The organism is Pseudoduganella aquatica (assembly GCF_020865585.1).
GTDB classification, from domain to species: Bacteria; Pseudomonadota; Gammaproteobacteria; order Burkholderiales; family Burkholderiaceae_D; genus Rugamonas; species Rugamonas aquatica_A.
Genome location: NZ_CP086370.1, coordinates 1,345,597 through 1,369,378, shown reverse-complemented (window position 1 = coordinate 1,369,378; position 23,782 = coordinate 1,345,597). Strand labels below are relative to the sequence as shown.

At 63.1% G+C, this 23,782-nt stretch carries 15 protein-coding genes and 2 rRNA genes; 3 read left to right on the top strand and 14 right to left on the bottom strand.

Annotated elements, in window-relative coordinates; genetic code table 11:
- Positions 1-51: 51 nt before the first annotated feature.
- From acs to KT882_RS05940, 5 genes are all read right to left on the bottom strand, one after another.
- Complete coding sequence (acs, locus tag KT882_RS05960) at positions 52-2,007, bottom strand: acetate--CoA ligase (protein WP_228894935.1); 1,956 nt, start codon at positions 2,005-2,007, stop codon at positions 52-54.
- Between the two features lie 66 nt (positions 2,008-2,073).
- Entirely contained in the window at positions 2,074-3,804 is a 1,731-nt protein-coding gene (locus KT882_RS05955) for a PQQ-dependent methanol/ethanol family dehydrogenase (protein WP_407682043.1), read from the bottom strand.
- A 50-nt stretch (positions 3,805-3,854) separates the two neighbouring features.
- Positions 3,855-4,229 carry a DUF779 domain-containing protein gene (locus KT882_RS05950; RefSeq protein WP_161075435.1) on the bottom strand — a complete coding sequence of 125 codons (375 nt, stop codon included), beginning with the start codon at positions 4,227-4,229 and terminating at the stop codon, positions 3,855-3,857.
- Positions 4,230-4,236: 7 nt separating this feature from the next.
- Entirely contained in the window at positions 4,237-5,757 is a 1,521-nt protein-coding gene (gene adh, locus KT882_RS05945; protein WP_228894933.1) for an aldehyde dehydrogenase, read from the bottom strand.
- 152 nt (positions 5,758-5,909) lie between these two features.
- Positions 5,910-6,881: a beta-propeller fold lactonase family protein gene (locus tag KT882_RS05940; RefSeq protein ID WP_228894931.1), complete on the bottom strand. Its 972-nt coding sequence runs from the start codon at positions 6,879-6,881 to the stop codon at positions 5,910-5,912.
- A 153-nt stretch (positions 6,882-7,034) separates the two neighbouring features.
- Here KT882_RS05940 and KT882_RS05935 point away from each other — a divergent pair, with 153 nt between their 5' ends.
- Positions 7,035-9,161: a TonB-dependent receptor family protein gene (locus tag KT882_RS05935; protein ID WP_228894928.1), complete on the top strand. Its 2,127-nt coding sequence runs from the start codon at positions 7,035-7,037 to the stop codon at positions 9,159-9,161.
- A gap of 73 nt (positions 9,162-9,234) precedes the next feature.
- Here the strand turns inward: KT882_RS05935 and KT882_RS05930 are convergent, their stop codons facing one another.
- The 6 genes from KT882_RS05930 to KT882_RS05905 all read right to left on the bottom strand — a co-directional run bounded on the left by KT882_RS05930 (position 9,235) and on the right by KT882_RS05905 (position 15,396).
- On the bottom strand, positions 9,235-11,451 hold the full coding sequence (locus tag KT882_RS05930) for a TonB-dependent receptor (RefSeq protein ID WP_228894925.1): 2,217 nt from the start codon (positions 11,449-11,451) through the stop codon (positions 9,235-9,237).
- The gene (locus KT882_RS05925) at positions 11,448-12,266 is read right to left on the bottom strand and encodes a substrate-binding periplasmic protein (RefSeq protein ID WP_161075430.1); all 819 of its coding nucleotides are present in this window, start codon (positions 12,264-12,266) and stop codon (positions 11,448-11,450) included. The genes KT882_RS05930 and KT882_RS05925 overlap by 4 nt, the downstream gene beginning before the upstream one ends.
- 14 nt (positions 12,267-12,280) lie before the next feature.
- A complete protein-coding gene (gene pedF / locus KT882_RS05920) occupies positions 12,281-12,742 on the bottom strand; it encodes a cytochrome c-550 PedF (RefSeq protein ID WP_161075429.1) in 462 nt (153 codons plus the stop codon).
- A 147-nt stretch (positions 12,743-12,889) separates the two neighbouring features.
- Entirely contained in the window at positions 12,890-13,924 is a 1,035-nt protein-coding gene (gene rtcA, locus KT882_RS05915; RefSeq protein ID WP_371869410.1) for an RNA 3'-terminal phosphate cyclase, read from the bottom strand.
- The gene (locus tag KT882_RS05910; RefSeq protein WP_161075440.1) at positions 13,924-15,159 is read right to left on the bottom strand and encodes an RtcB family protein; all 1,236 of its coding nucleotides are present in this window, start codon (positions 15,157-15,159) and stop codon (positions 13,924-13,926) included. The genes rtcA and KT882_RS05910 overlap by 1 nt, the downstream gene beginning before the upstream one ends.
- A 21-nt stretch (positions 15,160-15,180) precedes the next feature.
- Entirely contained in the window at positions 15,181-15,396 is a 216-nt protein-coding gene (locus KT882_RS05905; RefSeq protein ID WP_161075428.1) for a hypothetical protein, read from the bottom strand.
- 153 nt (positions 15,397-15,549) lie between these two features.
- Here KT882_RS05905 and rtcR point away from each other — a divergent pair, with 153 nt between their 5' ends.
- Together rtcR and KT882_RS05895 are read left to right on the top strand one after the other, a co-directional pair.
- Positions 15,550-17,145, top strand: a complete 1,596-nt coding sequence (rtcR, locus tag KT882_RS05900) for an RNA repair transcriptional activator RtcR (RefSeq protein WP_161075427.1) — start codon at positions 15,550-15,552, stop codon at positions 17,143-17,145.
- A 54-nt stretch (positions 17,146-17,199) separates the two neighbouring features.
- The gene (locus KT882_RS05895) at positions 17,200-18,474 is read left to right on the top strand and encodes a DUF445 domain-containing protein (protein ID WP_161075426.1); all 1,275 of its coding nucleotides are present in this window, start codon (positions 17,200-17,202) and stop codon (positions 18,472-18,474) included.
- A 4-nt stretch (positions 18,475-18,478) separates the two neighbouring features.
- Here the strand turns inward: KT882_RS05895 and KT882_RS05890 are convergent, their stop codons facing one another.
- From KT882_RS05890 to KT882_RS05880, 3 genes are all read right to left on the bottom strand, one after another.
- Positions 18,479-20,509, bottom strand: a complete 2,031-nt coding sequence (locus KT882_RS05890) for an esterase-like activity of phytase family protein (protein WP_161075425.1) — start codon at positions 20,507-20,509, stop codon at positions 18,479-18,481.
- 143 nt (positions 20,510-20,652) lie between these two features.
- Positions 20,653-20,765 (bottom strand): 5S ribosomal RNA (rrf, locus tag KT882_RS05885).
- Between the two features lie 106 nt (positions 20,766-20,871).
- A 23S ribosomal RNA gene (locus KT882_RS05880) occupies positions 20,872-23,746 on the bottom strand.
- Between the last annotated feature and the right edge of the window lie 36 nt (positions 23,747-23,782).

Here is a 23,782-nt window from a genome sequence, read left to right as displayed (position 1 = left end):
CGCTGGCTGTGCCAATACGGACCAGAAGCGCGCCGCAGGTGTCCCTATTTTCTACACCGCCTTTGCCAGCTGCTCAAGGATGGCGGGGTTCTCCAGCGTGGACACGTCCTGCGTCACGACCCCGCCCTGGGCCAGCACGCGCAGCAGGCGGCGCATGATTTTTCCCGAGCGTGTCTTCGGCAGATTGTCGCCGAAGCGCACCTCCCTGGGCTTGGCGATCGGGCCGATTTCTTTTGCAACCCAGTTGCGCAACTCCTGCGCCAGCGCCGTGGCGTCCGCGCCGCCGGGCCTGTCCTTCTTCAAGACCACGAAAGCGCAGATCGATTCGCCCGTGGTGTCGTCCGGCTTGCCGACCACGGCCGCCTCGGCCACCAGAGGATGCGCCACCAGCGCCGATTCGATCTCCATCGTTCCCATGCGGTGGCCCGAGACGTTGAGCACATCGTCGATGCGGCCGGTGATGGTGAAGTAGCCGGTGTCCTTATCGCGTATGGCGCCGTCGCCCGCCAGGTACAGTGCGCCGCCCAGCTCCTCGGGGAAATAACTGGCCTGGTAGCGCTTCGGATTGTTCCAGATGGTGCGTATCATCGACGGCCACGGACGCTTGACCACCAGGATGCCCCCCTGCCCGTCCGGCACGTCCTGCCCCGCCTCGTCCACCACGGCGGCCATAATGCCGGGCAGCGCCAAGGTGCACGAACCCGGCACCAGCGGCGTGGCGCCCGGCAGCGGCGTAATCATGTGGCCGCCCGTCTCGGTTTGCCAGAACGTGTCCACCACCGGGCAGCGCGACCCACCCACATGGCGGTGATACCAGAGCCACGCCTCGGGATTGATGGGCTCACCGACTGAACCAAGCAGGCGCAAGGTCGAGAGGTCGTAGTTCTTGGGATGCACCGCAGGGTCCATGTCCGAGGCCTTGATCAGCGAACGGATCGCGGTGGGGGCGGTGTAGAAAATGCTCACGCCGTGGCGTTCTATGGTCTGCCAGAAGCGGCCCGCATCCGGATAGGTGGGTACGCCTTCGAAGATGACCTGGGTTGCGCCCACCGCCGTCGGCCCGTAGGCGATATAGCTGTGGCCCGTGACCCAGCCGATATCGGCGGTGCACCAGTACACGTCGTCCGGCTTGATATCGAAGGTCCACTTCATCGTCAGCGCGGCCCACAGCAGGTAGCCGCCGCTGGCGTGCTGCACGCCCTTCGGCGTGCCGGTGGAGCCGGACGTGTACAGGATGAACAGCGGATGTTCCGCCCCCACCCACTCCGGCTCGCATCGCTCCGGCTGGTCCGCCATCAGGTCATGCAGCCAGATGTCGCGGTCGGACACGTGCGTGACGCCGCCGCCGGTGCGCTGGTACACCACCACGTGCTTGACGCTGCCGCAGCCGCCCAGCGCCAGCGCCTCGTCCACGATGGATTTGAGCGGCAGCCGCTTGCCGCCCCGCAGCTGCTCGTCCTGCGTGATAACCACGCATGCGCCGGCGTCGGCAATGCGCTCCTGCAGCGCCTTGGCCGAGAAGCCGCCGAACACCACCGAATGCGTGGCGCCGATGCGCGCGCACGCCAGCATGGCCGCCACGCCCTCGACCGACATCGCCATATAGATCACCACCCGGTCGCCCTTGCCCACGCCGCGCGCGCGCAGGCCGTTGGCGATGCGGCACACCCGCGCGTGCAAGCCGCTGTAGGTCACGTGCGAGAAGGCGCCGTCGTCCGCCTCGAAAATAATGGCGGTCTTGCCGCCCAGGCCGCGCTCGATATGGCGGTCCAGGCAGTTGTAGGACACGTTCAGGCGGCCGTCGCCGAACCAGCGGTAGAACGGCGCTTCGCTCTCGTCCAGCACGCGCGTGAACGGCACCTGCCAATCCAGGTTGGCGCGCGCCTGCATGCCCCAATAGCCTTCGTAGTCGCGTTCCGCGTGCGCGCACAGGGCATGGTAGGCGTCCATGTCGGGAATGGCCGCCCTTGCGGAGAAAGCGCTTGGCGGCAAATACGTTGATTGCATGATCTTGACCCTCTTAAAAAAACTGACGGCCGCAGCCGTCAGTAAGACACCAGGAAACCGCAGTGATTACTTCATCAGCTTGAATACCCAGACCGAGCCGCCCTGCTCCAGGAAGTTGACCTTCTTGGCCACTTCGCCGCCCCACAGCGGCACCGCGCCGCCCCAGCCGGACACCACGGCCACGTACTGCACGCCGCCGTCCTGCCAGGTGACCGGCGGCGCCACCACGCCCGAACCGGTCTGGAACTTCCACAGCTCCTTGCCGGTCTTCGCGTCCAGGGCCTTCAGGTAGCCCTCAGGCGTGCCGTAGAACACCAGGCCGCCGGCGGTGGTCATCACGCCGCCCCACAGCGGCGCCGTGTTCTTGACTTCCCAGGCGACCTTGCCGGTCTTGGGGTCCACCGCGCGCAGCGCGCCGATGTAGTCGTCGAACAGCGGCCGGATGGTGAAGCCCGCGCCCAGATACGCGCCGCCCTTCTTGTAGCTGATAGGCTCATTCCAGATGTCCATGCCCCACTCGTTGGCGGGAACGTAGAACAGCTTGGTCTGCGGGCTGTACGCCATCGGCATCTGGTTCTTCGCGCCCAGGAAGGCTGGCGCGGCGAACACGGTCTTGCCCTTCTTGCCTTCCTCGCCCTTGGTCGGATCGCCGGGACGGCCTTCGGTGATGAATTTCGGACGCCCGGTTTCCAGGTCGATCCCGCTGGCCCAGGTGATCTTCTTCACGTAGGGGAAAGCGTTCTTCAGCTTGCCGGTAGCCGCGTCGTTCACGTAGAAGAAGCCGTTGCGGTCGGCCTTGCCGCCATAGCGCTTGCCGTCCATATCGAAGGTGACGAATTCATTGGCGCCGTCAAAGTCCCAGGCGTCGTTCGGCGTGTTCTGGTAGGCCCACTTGATCTGGCCGGTGGCCACGTCCAGCGCCACGGTGGACGATGAATACAGATTGTCGCCGGGGCGCAGATGGCTGTTCCATGGTGCCGGGTTGCCGGTGCCGAAGTAGGCCAGGCCGGTGGACGGATCATAGGTGCCGCCCATCCAGGTGGACGCGCCGCCGGTCTTCCATAGCTCGCCCGGCCAGCTCTTGTTCGGCGTGCCGGTCACGCCGTTGTCGCTTGCATTGCCGTCCTTGTCGTACTTGTGGCCCATGTGGCCTTCCACCGTGGGACGCGACCAGACCAGCTCACCGGTCTTCGGATTGCGCGCCTCCACCCGGCCGACGATGCCGAACTCGCCGCCGGACACGCCGGTCAGCAGCAGGCCCTTGGCGATCAGCGGCGCGGCCGTCATCGAATAGCCTGCGGCATAGTCGTCCACTTTCTCTTTCCAGACCACCTTGCCGGTGTCCTGGTCCAGCGCCACCAGCTGCGCGTCCAGCGTGCCGAAGATGACCAGGTTGTCGAACAGGGCGGCGCCCCGGTTCACCACGTCGCAGCATGGCATGATGCCGTCCGGCAGGCGATGCTCATACTTCCACAGCTTGGCGCCGGTCTTCATGTCGACCGCGAAGATGCGCGAGTACGAGGCGGTGACGAACATCTTCCCGTTGTGGATCAGCGGCTGCGATTCCTGGCCGCGCTGCTTCTCGCCGCCAAAGGAGAACGACCAGGCCGGCGTAAGCTTGCCCACGTTGGCGGTATTGATCTGCGCCAGCGGCGAATAGCGCTGGCCTTCCGAGCCCATGCCGAAGGACAGCACCGACGAGGTATTTTTCGCCGCCGCCTCCAGCATGCCAGTGGTGACGGCCGCGCCGCCCGCCTGCGCCAGTCCCGCGCTGCTGGAGGCCAGCAGCGCCAGCACCGATGCGATTAAAGTTTTTTGCACAATGATCTCCTCTTCCCATGTTTTTATTAAAGTGACGACAAACCCAGTTCCCTGCACTCCTCGTCCGTGAACAGGCGCGAGCGCGTGAGAAAGCGGCGCCCGGTCCCGTTATCCAGCGAGAACATCCCGCCGTTGCCCTGCACGACGTCGATAATCAGCTGCGTGTGCTCCCAGTAGCCGTACTGTTCCAGGCCGATGTAGAACGGCGCGCCGTTCAGGTTGCCCAGGTAGACATCGGTGTCGCTCAGGTTGAACTCCCCGGCCTGGTAGCACATCGGCGTGCTGCCGTCGCAGCAGCCTCCGGACTGGAAGAACATGATCGGCCCATGGCGATGGCGCAGTTCTGCAATCATCTCCAGCGCGGGGCCGGTCGCGATAACGCGGGCTACGGCGGTTTTCATGTCAGCCTCAGAAAAAGCCCAGCGCCTTCGGGTTGTAGCTGACCAGCAGGTTCTTGGTCTGCTGGTAGTGGTCCAGCATCATCTTGTGGTTCTCGCGGCCGATGCCGGACTGCTTGTAGCCGCCGAAGGCCGCGTGCGCTGGATACAGGTGGTAGCAATTGGTCCACACGCGGCCGGCCTGGATGCCGCGGCCGACGCGGAAGGCGCGCGCGCCGTCGCGGGTCCATACGCCTGCACCCAGGCCGTACAGCGTGTCGTTGGCGATGCGCAGCGCGTCCGCCTCATCCTTGAAGGTAGTGACCGACACCACCGGCCCGAAGATCTCCTCCTGGAAGATGCGCATGCTGTTCTCGCCCTTGAACACGGTGGGCGTGACGTAGTAGCCGCCTTCCAGCTCGCCGCCCTGCACATTGCGCGCGCCGCCGGCCAGCAGCTGGGCGCCTTCCTGTTTGCCGATGTCCATATACGACAGGATCTTCTCCAGCTGCTCCTGCGAAGCCTGCGCGCCTATCATGGTGGAGGAGTCGAGCGGGTTGCCCTGCTTGATGGCCGCCACGCGTTTCAGCGCGCGTTCCATAAAGGCTTCGTAGATCGACTCCTGTATCAGCACGCGCGAAGGGCAGGTGCACACCTCGCCCTGGTTCAGCGCGAACATGGCAAAGCCTTCCAGGCATTTGTCGAAAAACTCGTCATCGGCCGCCATCACGTCTTCGAAGAAGATATTGGGCGACTTGCCGCCCAGTTCCAGCGTGACCGGAATCAGGTTCTGCGCGGCATACTGCATGATCAGGCGGCCGGTGCCGGTTTCGCCGGTGAAGGCGATCTTGGCGATGCGCTTGTTCGAGGCCAGCGGCTTGCCCGCCTCCAGGCCGAAGCCGTTGACAATATTAAGCACGCCCGGCGGCAGCAGGTCGCCGATCAGCTCCACCAGCACCATGATGGAAGCAGGCGTTTGCTCGGCCGGTTTCAGCACTACGCAGTTGCCGGCCGCCAGCGCGGGCGCCAGCTTCCATACCGCCATCAGGATGGGGAAGTTCCACGGAATGATCTGGCCGACCACGCCCAGCGGCTCGTGGAAGTGGTAGGCGTAGGTGCTGTCGTCGATCTGCGCGACCGAGCCTTCCTGGGCGCGGATGCAGCCGGCGAAATAGCGGAAATGGTCGATCGCCAGCGGAATGTCCGCCGCCATGGTTTCGCGGATAGGCTTGCCGTTGTCTATGGTTTCCGCCGTGGCGATCAGCTGCAGGTTCTGCTCCATGCGGTCGGCGATCTTGTTCAGGATGTTGGCGCGCTCGGTCTGCGAGGTCTTGCCCCACGCTTCCTTCGCTGCGTGCGCCGCATCCAGCGCGATTTCCACGTCTTCCGCCGTGGAGCGCGCAATCTCGCAGAACGGCAGGCCGGTGATCGGCGTGAGGTTGGCGAAGTACTCGCCCTTTACCGGCGCGACGAACTTGCCGCCGATGTAGTTGTCATAGCGTTGCTTGAAAGGGTTGGCGACACCCAGTTTGTTGATATCGGCGAGATTCATGTCATCCTCTTTCTTCAGTGTTGGTTGGACTTGCACCCTCTATTTCGCAAACACCGTGCCAGCCCTCCGCGCCGCGAAAACCGCGCTGCCGCCGCCGCAATCTGTTCCAAAGTTGAACAGGTGTTGCATGGCCGCTGTGGCAAGTGTCACGCTCAGGGGATGGCCACGCCCCAGGGCAATTCGCCCACCGCGATGTCGGCCACCTTGCGCGCGCTGGCCGTGTCGATGACGGAGACGCTGTTGGAGCGTCCGTTGGCCACATACAGCTTGGCGCCGTCCGGCGTGAGCGCCATATTCCAGGGCCGCTTGCCCACGGCCACGGTCGCGCTGACGATATGGCTGGCGGTATCGATCAGCATCACCGTGCCGTCCGCGCCGTTGGACACATAGACTTGCTTGCCGCTCGGGTGCACGGCGATGCCGTTGGCGTTGCGCCCAGCCGGTATCCTGGCCAGCGTGCTGCGCGTGGCGGTGTCGATCACGTACACCGTGTTGACCAACTCACAGGCGATATAGGCCCTGCTGCCGTCCGGCGAAAAGCCGATGCCGCGAGGGCGCAGGCCCACGGCCACAGCCCCGGTCTGGCGCCGCTGCGCCACGTCGATCACGTCCACCTGCTCGGCTTCCTCCGCGCTGACATAGAGCCAGCGCCCATCCGGACTGAACACAGCGTGCTCGGGATTGCGGCCCTGGACCGGTATGTCGGCCAGCCGCGCGCCGCTGCGGGCATCCACCAGCGTGACGCTGTTACTCTCCTCGACCGCGACGGCGGCGTAGCGGCCATCGGCCGACACGCCCACGCCTTCCGGCGATCTGCCCAGCGCCAGCGCTGCGGGCGCTGAACCGCCTGCGCTATCGAGCATCAGCAGCTGGCTGCTGGCGGCGTCCGTCACGAACAGCCGCGTGCCGCCGGCCAGCGCAACAGCGGCAATGCCGCGCGGCCTTTTGCCCGCCTGAAGGCTGCGCAGCACCGTGTCGGTGGCGGTATCGACCACGCTCACCGTGCCGGACTTCTCGTTCGGCACATAAGCCAGCGCGGCCGCCTGGACGCAGGGTTGCACAGCCAGCAGCAGGGAAAGGCTTGCAAGCACGCCGGCGGCGCGGGGACAATAGGATTTTTTCATGGCGGCACCTTTAAGGTCAGTGAGGATCGCAAGGCGATGCAAACGCCATGCCACGCGCACAGGAAAAGCGATGGCAGGTATATTGCTTACGGGTTGAAGCAGACTTGCCGGCCCCCGCCAGGCAGGCGCGGAACTCAACCAAGGAGATTCAACATGCAGCACCGATTTCATTTAAACGCCGTCGCAGCCCTGTTCGTGGCGGGCGCCGCGCAGCAAGCGGCGGCAGCCACCGGCGAAGCGCCGGTCGTCATCGTCAGCGGCAGCCGCGTGGAGCACAGCAGCATGGACTTCCCGGCCGCCATCGACGTGGTGGACGCCGAACGCATCCGCGACAGCCAGATGCGCGTGAACGCATCCGAATCGCTGGCCTCCGTGCCCGGCCTGGTGGCGCAAAACCGCCAGAACTACGCGCAGGATTTGCAGATCTCCTCGCGCGGCTTCGGCGCACGCTCGGCCTTCGGCGTACGCGGCGTGAAACTGATCGCCGACGGCATCCCGGCCAGCATGCCGGACGGCCAGGGCCAGGCCGCCACCTTCAACCTCGACATGGCCGAGCGCCTGGAAGTGCTGCGCGGCCCCTTCTCCGCCGTCTACGGCAACCATGCCGGCGGCGTGGTGCAGCTGTTCACCCGCGACGGCGAAGGCCCTCCCACGCTGGAAACCAGCCTGTCCGCCGGCAGCGACGGCGCACGCAAAGTGGATGTCAACGCACAGGGCAAGGCGGGCAATGTGGGCTACGTGCTGGACGCGTCGCGCTTCGACACGGACGGCTACCGCGACCACAGCGCCGCACGGCGCGACCAGGCCTACGCCAAGCTCACGCTGGCGCCCGGCGCAGGCGGCAAGCTGACCATCACCGCGAGCGCCCTGCGCCAGGACAATACGCAGGATCCGCTGGGCGTCACCTGGGCCACCTGGCGGCGCGACCCGCGCGCCGGCGAAATAGACACCAGCGACACGGCCGCAATCAAGCGCACCTTCGCGGAACGCTACAACACCCGCAAAAGCATAGACCACCAGCAGATAGGCGCGGCGTGGGAACAGCAGCTCGGCGGTATCGCGGGCGGCGACAGCGGCAAGCTGCGCGTCACCGCTTATGGCGGGAACCGCCAGGTCATCCAGTACCAGGCCTTCTCGCGCGCCTTCCAGGCGCCGGCCAGCCATTCGGGCGGCGTGGTCGATTTCGACCGCGACTTCAGCGGCATCGACGTCAGTTGGGTGGATGTGCGCGCCCTGGCCGGGGGCAAGCTGACTTCCACCGTCGGCATCGAATACGGCCGCTCGCAGGACGACCGCAAAGGCTATGAAAATTTCACCGCCACCGAGTTGGGCGTCAAGGGCAAGCTGCGGCGCGATGAAACGGACACCGTGGCCAGTACCGATCCCTACCTGCAAACCGAATGGGCGCAAAGCGCTTGGGTGCTGAACGCGGGCCTGCGCCACAGCCGCTTCAAGGTGGACGTAAGCGACCGCTATCTCTCGAACGGCAACGACAGCGGAGGGCTGCGCTACAGCCGCACCACACCGGTGGCTGGTCTGCTGTACAAGGTATCGCCGGTACTGAACGTGTACGCCAGCGCCGCGCGCGGCTTCGAGACACCCACGCTGAACGAACTGTTCTACTCCGGCGCCGGCGGCGGTTTCAACTTCGGCTTGCAGCCTGCGCGCAGCACGCACCTTGAAACGGGCGTGAAAGCGCTGCTGGGCGCAGACAGCCGTATCGACGCCGCAGTGTTCCAGGTGAAGACCAGCGGCGAGCTGGTGGTCGACGCCGCCAGCGGCGGCCGCACCAGCTACCGCAACGCCAGCGAAACGCTGCGCAGGGGCGCCGAGGTATCGGCGGATACGCGCTTCGGCTATGGCTTCAGCGCCCGCGTGGCGCTGACCGCGCTGCGCGCCGTGTACGATCAAGCCTTCGGCAACGTGCAACGCGGCAGCCGCCTGCCCGGCGTCCCTAAGGCCTACGCCTACGGCGAACTGGCATGGCAATCGCCATCGCGCGCACTGGGCGCCGCCGTCGAAACCGTGGCCAGCGCCAGGGTCTACGCGGAGGACAGCAACACCGAGCAGACCGCCCCCGGCTACGCCATCGTGAACCTGCGACTGACGGCCCGGCAGGAAATTGGCGGCTGGCGCTTCAAGCAGTTCGCCCGCCTGAACAACGTGGCCGACAAAGCCTATGTGGGATCGGTCATCGTAGGCGACACCAACAAGCGCTACTACGAAGGCGCGCCGGGCCGCAACTGGCAACTAGGCGCCAGCGCCCAATACCAGTTCTAAAACCGCAGGGCGCGTACCGCGTAGGGCGGGTTAGCGGCGCAGCCGCGTAACCCGCCAACCCTGCAAGCCACGTTCAGAAGCGATACCGCACTCCCGCCGAAACAGAGCGCGGCGCCCCCGGCGCCACAAAACGCGCCAGCGATGCCTCCCCGCCGGCGCCCTGCGGACTAGCCAGCTGCCCGCCCGGGAAGATATCCATACCAACCGAGCCAAAAGTCTCATAGCGGCGGTTCGCAGCATTATTCACGCGAACAAACAGCTCCCAACCCGGCTGCGGCTTATAGCTCAAGCTCAGTCCCAGCAAAGCATAGCCGCGCGTGCGCAGGTCCGCGCGCTGCGGCGCCTCGCCGTCCTGCGGATCGGCCGACAAGCCATCCTCATTCCCCTGCGTACCCTGGCTGGACACAGCGCGCAGTTCCGCGCCCAGTGTGAGCGCAGCGGCGGCACGCCAGTCCAGCGCCAGCTTAAGCGTATTGCGCGGCAGTCCCGCGATGCGCGTTCCCGGTGTAACAAGCACCTTGCGCGTGCCCGTGAACAGCGTTCCGTCCGCGTCATAAACGGCATCAAGCCAGCTGTAGCTGAGCCGCACAGCATACGGCCCGCGCTCAAAACCCGCGCTCAAATCCAGCCCCTGGTGCCGCGTGCGTGAAAAATTGGAGAAATACCCATGCTGGCTCAGGCCTGCGCTGCGGAACAGAATATCGTCCCGGTTCACGGTGCGGTACACGGTGGCAGTAACAGTATCGCGGCCGGACTGCCAGCGCGTGCCCGCCTCCACCGTGCGTGACACCACCTGCTTCAAATAAGGATCGGACTGCAGCCCCACCGGCAAGCGGCAAGGCTGCTCCGGATCCGCGCAGCCCAGTTCAATCACGGTAGGCACGCGGTTGCTCTGCGCCGCATTGGCAAACACCGTCCACCCGGGCGCCGCCTCATACGACAGCCCCAGAGCGGGACTAAGCTTGCGGTAGCTGAACGCCTCGCGCGGCTGTGGCACGCCCTCGTTACTGATAGTGTTGGCCACGCGCGCGCTGGCATAGCGGACAGACGCGGTGAGCCAGGTTGCAGGTGCGACAGTCCAGGTGCCGGTGAAATAGACGCTGCCGCCGCGCGCCCGGCCATCGACGGAAGCGTCCAGTTCACGTTCTTCGCCGCTGTCCGCGACCACGCCGCGCGCGGTATCGAAACCGGCCGCCTGCTCATACTGCGCAAAGCCCACCGTGCTGCTGTCATAGCTCAGGCCAGCCATCAGATTCGCCCCGGCAGAGTGGCCCGACCATTGCGCGCTGAAACCACGGCTGCGCTGGCGAGTGCTGGTGGTATTTAGCGACGCGGCATGCTGGTCCGCGTCTTCAAAGCCGTCGCTGACATCGCCGTTCACCGTGTCGCGGCGGCTGTTGCGCACATACGCGGCTGCGGTCAATTGCGCATCCGCAGCCAGGCGGCGCGTGTAGCTCCATTGCGCCTGGCGCAAGCGGTTGCGGGTCTCGTCCGGCCAGGTATAGACCGCGCGCCGGTCTTCCTCGTACATGGCGTCCGGCAGCAAGCCGTTGCCCACCAGGCGGCTCGCGCCACCCAGCAGAGTAAGCTGCCATTCGCTGTCCGTCTGCGTCCGGCCCAGCTTGAGGAACAGATTGCCAAGCCACCCGTCCGAATGCGCGCGCCAGCCGCCGTCGTCGAACAGCGTGCCGGCGGTGAAGATATGCCAGCCGTTCTGTGCCGCGCCATAGGCCAGGTCAGCCCGGCGCCGCTGGTGGCTGGCGCTACTGACGGATGCCTGTAGACCGGGATCGCTGGCGCCGGAACGCGTGTTCAGCGCCAGCGCACCGCCCAGCGTATTAAGCCCGTACAAGGGATTGGAGCCCGGCGCCAGCAGCACGCTGCCTATCGCCGCTTCCGGCAGCATGTCCCAGTTCACCACGTCGCCAAAGGGTTCGTTGACGCGCACACCGTCCAGATAAACGGAGATACCCTGCCCCGTTCCCAGCACTGGGGAAGCCCGGAAGCCACGATAGGTAAGGTCGTTCTGGAAGGGACTGCCAGAGATGTCGTTCAGGTTAACGCCGGCGAAACTGCGCGCAAGGAACTCGCTCAGATTGTCGCCCCCGGCACGCGACAGCGCCGCATCGGACGCCGTCTGCACCGCGTAGGGCAGCGTCTTGCGCTCCACGCCCAGTCCCGGCAAGGGCGCAATGCCGACGATCTCCACGCTCGCCATCGGCGAGGCCGCCATGCCGGCACCATGCGCCAGCAGCATGGCCGCCAGCGCAATGGCCGTACGCTGCATCATGGCTGCACCATGCGCACGCCATGTTTGGCGAAGATAGCCTGCAGTTCTCCGCTCTCGCGCATCTCATTCACCGCCGCCTGCAGCAACCGCGCCACATCCTGTTCATCCTTGCGCACGGCCATGCCCACAGCCCAGCCCTTGCGCGGCAAGCGCTGGAAATCCGCCTGCGCCAGGGGGAATGCAGGATCGTCGCGGAACACCGATTCAATCTCCGAGCGGTTGGCCAGCACCGCATCCAGCCGCCCCTCCTTCAGTTCCTCCAGCGCGGCTGCGGCGCTCGGGAAGATGCGCACGTTTTCACGGAAGCGGCCATTGCCTTCACCCAGCAGCACCATGGCGGCGATCGATACCTTTTCCACGCCGATGCGCTTGCCAGCCAGCGCATCAATGCCGTCGAACACCGGCACGGCCTGGGCGCTGCGCACCAGACGCACCGCCTCCACATGGTAAGGCGCGAAGATCTGCACCTTGCCGTTCTCCGCCATCAACTGCGGATCGACCGGCACGTGCAGCAGCACATCGGCCGGACCGTAGCCGAGGTAATGGCCTTTCCACACCATGTTGCGCAAGTCGTCCCCCAGATTTTCGCCCGCCGGGAAAGGCAGCAGCGTGAGCCTGAGCTTGAGCTTTTTGGCCAGCGCATCGGCCAGGTCGATATCTATGCCGCTGCCGTGATCGGAGAACGGCGCAAACTCGTTGTACACCGCCACCTTCAGCGCGCCCGACTGCTGCAGCCGGCTCCAGTCGGCGTGCGCCGGCAGCACGGCGGAGGCGAGCGCCAGCACCGCAGCGGCCTTGCGGTAGAAATGGGACATGGCGTGCTCCGGTATCAGTTGGTTTCGCGGCGGTTTTCCAGGTAGGTCTTGATGGCCCACATGGCTTCCTGGTTGAAGATGCCTTCGAACGGCGGCATATAGACCGCGCCGTTGCGCACCTTGCCGGCGCGGATGGAGCTGAGGAAGTAGGCGTCCACTTCCTTCAGGCAGGCGGCTTTCTTGGCGGCGTTCTTGACGGTGGCGCAGTCGCGGTCCAGCAGGCGCAGGTCGGGCGCGATGCCGCCCGATACCGCCTCCAGGCCATGGCAGCGGGCGCAGTTCTGGTTGTAGGCGGAGCCGCCTATCTTCAGCGCCAGCTTGTTGCCCTTGTAAGGATTCTCGTCGCGCCATTTGTCGCCCAGGGCGGCAAGGCCGGTGGTGTCGACCGCCTGCGGCGTGACGGCGCCATGCGCCTGCGCACCGAAGGAAGTGATAAGGGCCGCCGCCGCGAGGCAAAGGGTAAGTGCGCGTTTCATGGTGTTGTCTCCTGTAGTTGTGAATAGCTGCTGATCCACAAGGAGCAATTGGCGTGCCACACGGTTTTGCAAGGTACGCGCAGGGGGCGTGCCGCAGCGCTGTACCAGATTGGGACAGGTGTCACATGCTGTGCAACACCTGTCCTTTCAGCGCGCCGTGACGCAACAGGTACTGTGCCTGTCGCCGGCCCGGAACTGGATGTCCACCGGCAGGAAGCGGGCGATCACGGCGGCATTCGTCAACGCATGCTGCGACACGCGGGCCACCGTGAATTTGCCGCCGCCCGCCAGCGCCATTGGTATCAGCAACTGGTCGGCCAGATGCTCCCCCACCGCTGCGCCGGATGCGACATAGCGGCGCACTTCAGCTACCGCATGCCGGGCGACGTTTTCCGCCGTCACCGACTTTTCGCCAAAGCCGGCGATCACCTCGGTAACGTGCTCGGAGTCCAGCGTAATGAGCAGCACATTGCCCGGTCCCTGCTCGTCCGGCAGCTTCCGCTGGTGCAGCTGGGACTCGGACCAGCCCAGGCCTGTGGCCACGCACTCCAGTTCGCGCCGGGCCACACGCTCCGGCACACCGGCGATCAGGCTCTCCGCATAGGAGTGCAGCCTCGCGCCTGGCGACATCAGCTCGATGCGCGTCAGTTGCCCGCACGGCCGCACCACCGCAGCGATTTCGCCGCCGCCCGCCGGATAAAAACCGTGGCGCCGAAGCGCTATCGACATGTCCGCGCCCATGGCCGCCATTGCCCGGCCATAGCTGCGCTCCAGGAAATGCGCGGGCGGCGCCATGGGGTTGTGCGTTCCGCCGCAGACCGTCACCGTGGACGGCGCGTCGGCAAACAGCAATGCAGGCAATAGCGTCTGCAGCACCAGCGTGCAGCTACCCGCCGTTCCGATCGCAAAGCGGTAGCTGCCGCCGCGTATCGCGCCTGGCTTGAATTCCAGTTCGCGCGCGCCCACCGCTGCAAGCGATACGTCCGCGCCGCACACCTCCGCTGCGGCCTGCACGGCAACCAGGTGCTGCCGCATCAGACCCGGCTTGGGGCGGTTGGCGCGGATGTTCACGATACGGAAAGGGCGTCCAGTGATCATGGCCAGCGTCAGGGCGGTGCGCAGCACCTGCCCGCCGCCCTCACCCTGCGCACCGTCCAGTTCCAGCATGTCCATCGCCATCATCACCCTTTCACACAGACGACCTGCTTCAGCGTGTGCACCACCTCCACCAGGTCGCGCTGGGCATGCATGACGGCGTCGATGTCCTTGTACGCCATTGGAATCTCGTCGATCACATTGGCGTCCTTGCGGCACTCCACGCCTTCCGTCGCGCGCACCTGGTCCGCCAGCGTGTAGCGGCGCTTGGCCTCGTTGCGGCTCATGGTGCGGCCCGCGCCGTGGCTGCAGCTGTTGAAGCTCTCCGGATTGCCCTTGCCGCGCACGATGAAGCTCTTGGCCCCCATCGAGCCCGGAATAATACCCAGCTCGCCTTCGCGCGCCGACACCGCCCCCTTGCGGGTGACCAGTACGTCCTGGCCGAAGTGACGCTCCTTCTGCACATAGTTGTGGTGGCAATTGACCGCCTCGACGTGCGTCTCGAAGGGCTTGGCGATGACTTTGCGCACCGCCGTGATCAGGTTCTGCATCATCACCTCACGGTTCATGCGGGCGAACTTCTGCGCCCAGCCCACGGCTTCCACGTAGTCGTCGTAATGCTGCGTTCCCTCGTTCAGATAGGCCAGGTCCTTGTCCGGCAAGTTGGCGATATGCGTGCGCATGTCCTGCTGTGCCACCTCGATGAAGTGGCTGCCGATCGCATTGCCCACGCCACGCGACCCCGAGTGCAGCATGAACCACACCGCGCCCTGCTCATCCAGGCAGACTTCCACAAAGTGGTTGCCCGAACCCAGCGTGCCGAGATGGCGGTAGTTATTGGTGTTCTTCAGCTTGGGCGTCTTCTGGCAGATGACGTCGAATTCGTCCTTCAGCTGAGTCCACGCCGCGTCCACCGCCGACGGCGGGTTCTGCCAGCTGCCTTCGTCGCGGCCCTTATAGCCGCGCGTCTTGGGCGTCATGCCGTGAGGGATGGCTTTTTCGATGGCGCTGCGCAGCGGGCCAAGGTTGTCCGGCAGATCGCGTGCATTGAGCGTGGTCTTGGCCGCCATCATGCCGCAGCCGATGTCCACGCCCACCGCTGCCGGGATAATCGCGCCCAGCGTCGGGATCACGCTACCGATGGTCGATCCCTTACCCAAGTGCACATCGGGCATTACCGCGATGTGCTTGTAGATAAAGGGCATCTTCGCCGTGTTGGCCAGCTGGGCTTTGGCCTGCTCTTCAACCGGCACGCCGCCGGTCCACATTTTCACCGGGCTGCCGCCCTCGTTATCCAGCAATTCGTAAGTTTCGTCTTTCATCATCGTTCCATTTAATCCGGTTTAATCATCGCCGACAAGAGCGGCCAGTACGCCATACCAGACTTGCCTGGCCTGGGCGGCAGGAAGTGCGCGGCCGGCAGTGCCATGCAGCTGCCAGCTGACAACTGTGCGGTAAGGCGCCGACCTGATGCTGAGTCCCTCGCCCTTCGCCGCTTTGCCCACTGCGCCGGCACTGATCGTCCAGCCTCTGGCAGCATTTCCGCCCATCTTCGCCATTTCTCTCTCCTCCCGGTTTGTATGCTCTATATTGCAAGCAGTGTGCCAGTCAGGAAAAATACGCTAAGCGATTGATAAATAAAGAAATTTATAAATACAAGGGATTCCGCCATCTATGATAAATTATCTTAATAGATAAATATTTATCGAAAAATGAAAAAGAAAACAGTCATCCTCGGCTTTGTCGGCACGCAGCTCGACAGTGGAAAAGGCAGCGCGCGCTGGGAAAAGTGGCGGCCCACCGTCGCCATGGCGCAGCACGACGACCTGGTGATCGAGCGCTTCGAACTGCTCTACAACGGCAGCTACGGCCCACTGATAGACCAGGTGCGCGAGGACATCGGCACGATCTCGCCGGAAACCACGGTGCTCCAGCACAAGCTGGCGATACGCGATCCTTGGGATTTTGGCGACGTGTACAGCAGCCTGTTCGACTTCGCGCGCAGCTACCCCTTCGATCCCGACAACGAGGAATACTGGATTCACATCACCACGGGCACGCACGTGGTCCAGATCTGCATGTTCCTGATGACGGAGGCACGCTACTTCCCCGGCTGCCTGCTGCAGACTTCGCCCCCACGCCGGCACGCCGCAGGTTCGCCGGGCGACTACACCTTGATCGATCTGGACCTGTCGCGCTACGACCAGATCGCGCAGCGCTTCGCGGCGGCGCAGCAGGAGGGCGTGGCCTTCCTCAAGTCCGGCATCGCCACGCGCAATCCGCAGTTCAATCTGATGATAGACGAGATCGAACACGTCGCCGTGCGTTCGCGCGCGCCCATGCTGCTGATGGGACCAACCGGCGCAGGCAAGTCCTTCCTGGCCCGGCGCGTGTTCGAACTGAAGAAAGCGCGCCACCAGCTGCGCGGCGGCTTCGTTGAGATCAACTGCGCCACGCTGCACGGCGACGGCGCGGGCTCCACGCTGTTCGGCCACATCAAGGGCGCATTCACCGGCGCAGCATCGGACCGCCCCGGCCTCCTGCGCACTGCGAACAAAGGCTTGCTGTTTCTTGACGAGATAGGCGAGCTTGGGCTGGACGAGCAAGCCATGCTGCTCAAGGCCGTGGAGGAAAAACGCTTCCTGCCCATGGGCGGCGACCACGAAGTGGAAAGCGACTTCCAGCTTATCGCCGGCACCAACCGCGACCTGGCGGCGGAAGTGGCCGCCGGCCGTTTCCGCGAAGACCTGTACTCCCGCATCAACTTGTGGACCTATGCCCTGCCCGGCCTGGCCGACCGCCCGGAAGATATCGAACCCAATCTGGACTACCTGCTGCTGCAATTCGGCGAAGAGCACGGCGACGCGGTGCGCTTCAACAAGGAAGCGCGCGAACAGTTCATGACCTTCGCCACTTCGTCCGACGCGCGCTGGAGCGGCAATTTCCGTGACCTGTCCGCGTCCGTCACGCGCATGGCCACGCTGGCCGAAGCCGGGCGCATCACCACGGCGGTGGCCGGCGCAGAAATCGCGCGCCTGCAGCGCCAGTGGCGCACGCTATCCCAGCCTGCCGCAGCGGGCGTTCCGCTCGAAGACGCCATCGGCGCGGAGGCGGCGGCGCAGCTGGATCTATTCGACCGCGCGCAGCTGCAGGCGGTGCTGGATGTATGCCGGCAGTCGAAAAATATGTCCGACGCAGGCCGCAAACTCTTTGCCGTTTCGCGCGCCGGCAAGGCCAAGCCGAACGACGCGGACCGCCTCCGCAAATACCTGGCCCGCTTCGGCCTGGAGTGGGACAGCGTATCGTAGGCCGCCATACCGTCGCTTGTTATACGATGGCCGGATTCAACCTTGGAGAAGAAAATGAACAAGGAGCTGGAACTCAAAAAGGCCAAGCGGACCGCCTTGCTATTCCTGGCCGCAGCTGCCCTGGTCTTTATCGTGACGGCCATCCTGCCGCGCAGCTTCGCAATGGACTGCGTAAAAGCGGTGGCGGAAGCGGCCATGGTGGGCGCGCTGGCCGACTGGTTCGCGGTGGTGGCGCTGTTCCGCCGCGTGCCCATCCCGCTGATCTCCGCGCACACCAACATCATCCCCAACAACAAGGACCGCATCGCCGACAACCTGGCGCACTTCGTGCAGGAGAAGTTTCTCGATTCCGAATCGCTCGTGGGCCTGATCCGCAAGCATGACCCCATCGCCCGGCTGGGCGCCTGGCTGGCCGAGCCGGCCAATGACCGCATCCTGGGCGCCTACGTGGTGCGCCTGGCAGCCGGCATGCTGGACATGGCGGAGGACGCGCGCATCCAGCGCTTCCTGAAAGACGCCTTCCACGCCATGCTGGGCAAGCTGGACCTGTCGCGCTCACTGGCCACCGTGCTCGATGCGCTCACCCGCGACGGCCGCCACCAGGAGGTGCTGGACGACGTGATCGACGCGGCCCTGCTGCATCTGCGCGCGCCGGAAAACCAGGAGCTGATCGCCACCAGCATCATCCATTGGCTCAAGCGCGAGCACGCCGCCATGGAAAAGGTGCTGCCCACGGCCTGGCTGGGAGAGAAAGGCGCGGACTGGGTGACCGAGGCGCTCAACACCCTGCTGATGGAAGTGGCGGAAGACCGCTCGCACAAGCTGCGCCGGCGGCTGGACCGCATGATCGCCGAGTTCATCACGCGGCTGCGCGACGATCCATCCTTCCATGAGCGCGCGGAGGAGATCAAGCGCTATATCCGCGACGGCGAAGCGGTGAACGCCTATCTGGCGGAGATCTGGGATGGCTTGCGCAGCTGGATGCGGCAAGACCTGGCGGCGGAAGAGTCGGAGCTGCACCGGCGCGTGGCGGCGATGAGCAAATGGCTGGGGGAGGAGCTGGGCCGCAATCCGGACCTGCGCGCCTCCTTCAGCCGGCATATGGAAGACGCGGCGCGCGCAATGGCGCCGGACTTCGCGGACTTCCTCACCCGCCATATCAGCGATACGGTGAAGAAGTGGGATACCGATGAAATGTCGCGCCAGATCGAACTCAATATCGGCAAGGACCTGCAGTACATCCGCATCAACGGCACCATTGTTGGCGGATGTATCGGCTTGCTCTTATTCCTGTCCTCGCACCTGATCGGCCTGGCGCGCATGCAATAGCGGCTTAGTAGGCCGTCAGCGCCTTGCCGAACTTGATCAGCCACAGGCGGCTTGGACGCTCGCGGTCGTCGCCGCGCGCCACGCGAATGTTGTTGGCGGCATCGCAGCCAGCGGAGGTGCTGGTGACGATGGCGCCGTTCGCGTCCACATTGCACTTGGTGACGTCGGCATCGGCTACCGCCACACCGGCCGGCGTGAAGATCTTGGTTTTCAAGCCGAAGTCGTTGTCGTTGGCCAGGGCCAGTGTGTTGCCGTCGACGATGGTCAGGCCTTCGGCTTTTTCAGCCAGCCAGCCGATCGCGTTCAGGTCCAGCAGCAGGGTCTTCTTCAGCGCCACCACTTTCGACCAGTCCGCGCCGTTCACCGCAACGCCGCCCATCGAGCTTTTCTCCAGGTCGGAGCTGGCGGCGTTGAACGCGGCCGCGCTGATATCGGTAGCGTTGGCGATTTCCACCAGCATCAGCTTGTTGAACACTTTGCCGCTTGGCGCCGCGCCCTGTTCAATCACGATGAATTTGCCGTTGCCCAACGCCACCACGTCGCCCAGCTTGGCGTTGCCGGTGCGGCCGTCCTGGTAGTCGGCGCCGTTCAGCGGGTAGGCGTACATCTTCGACGTGGTGCCGCTCACCGGATCGAATTCCACCCAGCGCGTAAAGCGTGCAAAGCGCTCGATCTGCTCGCTCTTGCCGGTCACCGAGTATTGCGCGCTGCCGTCGGTCAGAGGGCTTTGCAGGAAGGTGTGCAGCTTGTCGGTGGTGGTGTCCAGCGCCATGCCTTCGATACCGCGGTTGGCGCGGCGCTTGGCGAAGATGGCAGGCAGGCCGCTGCCTGCGGCGTATTTGTTCTGCACGATGCCGGTGGCGGGGTCGATCTTCACAACGAATGGACCGTATTCGTCGGCCACCCACAGCGCGCTGCGCTTCTTGTCCAGCACGATGGCTTCGCTGTCCAGGCCATTCACGTTGAACGCGGCCTTGCTGTTGGCGTCGAACTTCATCGCATCCATGACCGGGACTTCCGCCGAATTGCCCAGGGTGCCCGCTGGCAGCGGCAGGCCGCTCATATTGACGGTGGCGCTGGCTTTGATCGGCTGCACGGAGGTCAGCACCGCACCGGTCTTGCCGACGGTGATGATGCCGATCGATGGCGTGAAGCTCGGCGAGGGGAAGATTTTTGCGCCCATCACGCCGCTGCCGGTCAGCGCCGGCACGTTCGGGCCGTCGCCGTTCGGGCCGCGGTCGGTCAGGCCGTAGAACTCCAGGTCGCCGTTGGCGTTGGTGCCCTTGAAGGCCAGCGAGGAGCCGAAGGACGGCAGGAAGCCCAGCGGGAACTCTTCTTTCACCTTGGCGTTGCTGCCTTCGTAGGGGATGTAGTACTTGCTGTCGGCCTGCATTTGGTAGCGGGTCACGGTTACGCTCACGTCGCCCTGCGTGAAGTTCTGGTTGACCGGCGTGCCCACTTTCGACGCCAGCGTGTCCTCGAAGTGTTCGCGCACCAGGGCGCGGCGGTCGTCATCCACGCTGCGCGCAGCGTACTTGGCGCCGGCGGCGGTCAGGTTGGCGGCCATGGCGGTGTTGAAGGCTGCGGCGGCCAGGGTAAAGTCGGCGGTCTTGGTTGCCAGCGCGGTTTTCACGTCGGCGGTGATTTTGATGCCGTTCTGCGGATCGCTGTCCTCGTCCAGCAATTGCAGCGCCAGCAGGCGGTTGACGACTTTCACATCGCCGACATCGGTGGCGCCAGCCAGCTGCAGCGGCGTGATGGTGGCAGCGCAAGCCGCACTGCCCAGCGCAATGCCGCCGATGTTGAAGCTCACCGTGTCGCCCGTGGTGCAGGTGAATTCGCCTTTCGAGCCGGTAGCCGCCTTGGCGGCGGTGCCGGCCACGTAATCCAGGCCTTCAACTGCGCCATCCAGGAACACGCCGTTGATGACGGGCTTCACCGGCGCAATGACTGCAGGGCTGTCGTCGCTGCTGCCGCAAGCGCTCAGCGCGAGGGCGACGGCCAGGGACAACAGGGAGAGTTGGGGGAGCTTCATGCTGCGGACCTCTTCTGATTGAAAAGGCGCAGTCTACTGAGCAGATATGACAACGTTATGACGCTGAAAAGCGAAAAACCCCCATCTGCACTGAGCGCGATCTTGAGCGCGTTCAGGCTGATGGGGGCTTTTTCATATAACTAGCCTGACGATAACCTACTTTCACACTGGTTGCAGCACTATCATCGGCGCAAAATCGTTTCACGGTCCTGTTCGGGATGGGAAGGGGTGGGACCGATTTGCTATGGTCATCAGGCTTTGACTTGTACGCTGCGTGCTATGGCACGCAGCTGCAATCTGGAAGAAGTAAATTCGGGTAGTAATTCAAACACAGGCAAATGCGATATAACCGTCAAGGTTATAGGGACAAGCCTTACGGGCAATTAGTACTGGTTAGCTTAATGCATTACTGCACTTCCACACCCAGCCTATCAACGTCCTGGTCTCGAACGACCCTTCAAGGAGCTTAAAGCTCCGGGAAATCTCATCTCAAGGCAAGTTTCCCGCTTAGATGCTTTCAGCGGTTATCTCTTCCGAACTTAGCTACCCGGCAATGCCACTGGCGTGACAACCGGTACACCAGAGGTTCGTCCACTCCGGTCCTCTCGTACTAGGAGCAGCCCCCTTCAAATTTCCAACGCCCACGGCAGATAGGGACCAAACTGTCTCACGACGTTTTAAACCCAGCTCACGTACCACTTTAAATGGCGAACAGCCATACCCTTGGGACCGGCTACAGCCCCAGGATGTGATGAGCCGACATCGAGGTGCCAAACTCCCCCGTCGATATGAACTCTTGGGAGGAATCAGCCTGTTATCCCCAGAGTACCTTTTATCCGTTGAGCGATGGCCCTTCCATACAGAACCACCGGATCACTATGTCCTACTTTCGTACCTGCTCGACTTGTCGGTCTCGCAGTTAAGCACGCTTATGCCATTGCACTATCATCACGATGTCCGACCGTAATTAGCGTACCTTCGAACTCCTCCGTTACACTTTAGGAGGAGACCGCCCCAGTCAAACTGCCTACCATGCACTGTCCCCGATCCGGATCACGGACCAAGGTTAGAACCTCAAACAAACCAGGGTGGTATTTCAAGGTTGGCTCCACGAGAACTGGCGTCCCCGCTTCAAAGCCTCCCACCTATCCTACACAGATTGGTTCAAAGTCCAATGCAAAGCTACAGTAAAGGTTCATGGGGTCTTTCCGTCTAGCCGCGGGTAGATTGCATCATCACAAACACTTCAACTTCGCTGAGTCTCGGGAGGAGACAGTGTGGCCATCGTTACGCCATTCGTGCAGGTCGGAACTTACCCGACAAGGAATTTCGCTACCTTAGGACCGTTATAGTTACGGCCGCCGTTTACTGGGACTTCAATCAAGAGCTTGCACCCCATCATTTAATCTTCCAGCACCGGGCAGGCGTCACACCCTATACGTCCACTTTCGTGTTTGCAGAGTGCTGTGTTTTTATTAAACAGTCGCAGCCACCAGTTTATTGCAACCCTTTCGCCCTACTGAAGTAAATCAGCCAAGCTACCGGGGCGTACCTTTTCCCGAAGTTACGGTACCAATTTGCCGAGTTCCTTCTCCCGAGTTCTCTCAAGCGCCTTAGAATACTCATCTCGCCCACCTGTGTCGGTTTGCGGTACGGTCTCGTATGACTGAAGCTTAGAGGCTTTTCTTGGAACCACTTCCGATTGCTACGTGAACAAGTTCACTCGTCCAACTCCCTTGAATTACGCGCCCGGATTTGCCTAAGCGCCTTCTATGAAGCAGAAACTGCCTATTCCAACAGGCAGACAACCTTCCGCGATCCGTCCCCCCATCGCATCATACGACGGTGCAGGAATATTAACCTGCTTCCCATCAGCTACGCATCTCTGCCTCGCCTTAGGGGCCGACTCACCCTGCTCCGATGAACGTTGAACAGGAAACCTTGGGCTTACGGCGTGGGGGCTTTTCACCCCCATTATCGCTACTCATGTCAGCATTCGCACTTCTGATACCTCCAGCATCCTTTACAAGACACCTTCGCAGGCTTACAGAACGCTCTCCTACCATATGCATAAATGCATATCCGCAGCTTCGGTGACTGGCTTAGCCCCGTTACATCTTCCGCGCAGGACGACTCGATCAGTGAGCTATTACGCTTTCTTTAAATGATGGCTGCTTCTAAGCCAACATCCTGACTGTTTTAGCCTTCCCACTTCGTTTTCCACTTAGCCAATCTTTGGGACCTTAGCTGGCGGTCTGGGTTGTTTCCCTCTTGACGCCGGACGTTAGCACCCGACGTCTGTCTCCCAAGCTCGCACTCATCGGTATTCGGAGTTTGCAATGGTTTGGTAAGTCGCGATGACCCCCTAGCCATAACAGTGCTCTACCCCCGATGGTGATACTTGAGGCACTACCTAAATAGTTTTCGGAGAGAACCAGCTATTTCCAAGTTTGTTTAGCCTTTCACCCCTACCCACAGCTCATCCCCTAATTTTTCAACATTAGTGGGTTCGGTCCTCCAGTGCGTGTTACCGCACCTTCAACCTGGCCATGGGTAGATCACTTGGTTTCGGGTCTACACCCAGCGACTGGCGCCCTGTTCGGACTCGATTTCTCTACGGCTCCCCAATCTGGTTAACCTTGCCACTGAATGTAAGTCGCTGACCCATTATACAAAAGGTACGCAGTCACGGAACAAGTCCGCTCCTACTGTTTGTATGCACACGGTTTCAGGATCTATTTCACTCCCCTCCCGGGGTTCTTTTCGCCTTTCCCTCACGGTACTGGTTCACTATCGGTCGATTACGAGTATTTAGCCTTGGAGGATGGTCCCCCCATATTCAGACAGGATTTCTCGTGTCCCGCCCTACTTGTCGCATACTTAGTTCCACACATCGCATTTCGTGTACGGGGCTATCACCCGCTATGGCCGCCATTTCCAGAGCGTTCCACTATGCGTCATGCTAAATCATGCAGGCTCATCCCATTTCGCTCGCCACTACTTTGGGAATCTCGGTTGATTTATTTTCCTGCAGCTACTTAGATGTTTCAGTTCGCCGCGTTCGCTTTGCATACCTATGTATTCAGTATGCAATGACCTAAAAGGCCGGGTTTCCCCATTCGGAAATCCTCGGATCAAAGCTTGTTTGTCAGCTCCCCGAGGCTTATCGCAGACTTCTACGTCCTTCATCGCCTGTAATCGCCAAGGCATCCACCATGTGCACTTATTCACTTGTCCCTATAACCTTGACGGCTATCGGTATCAAGCATTTAC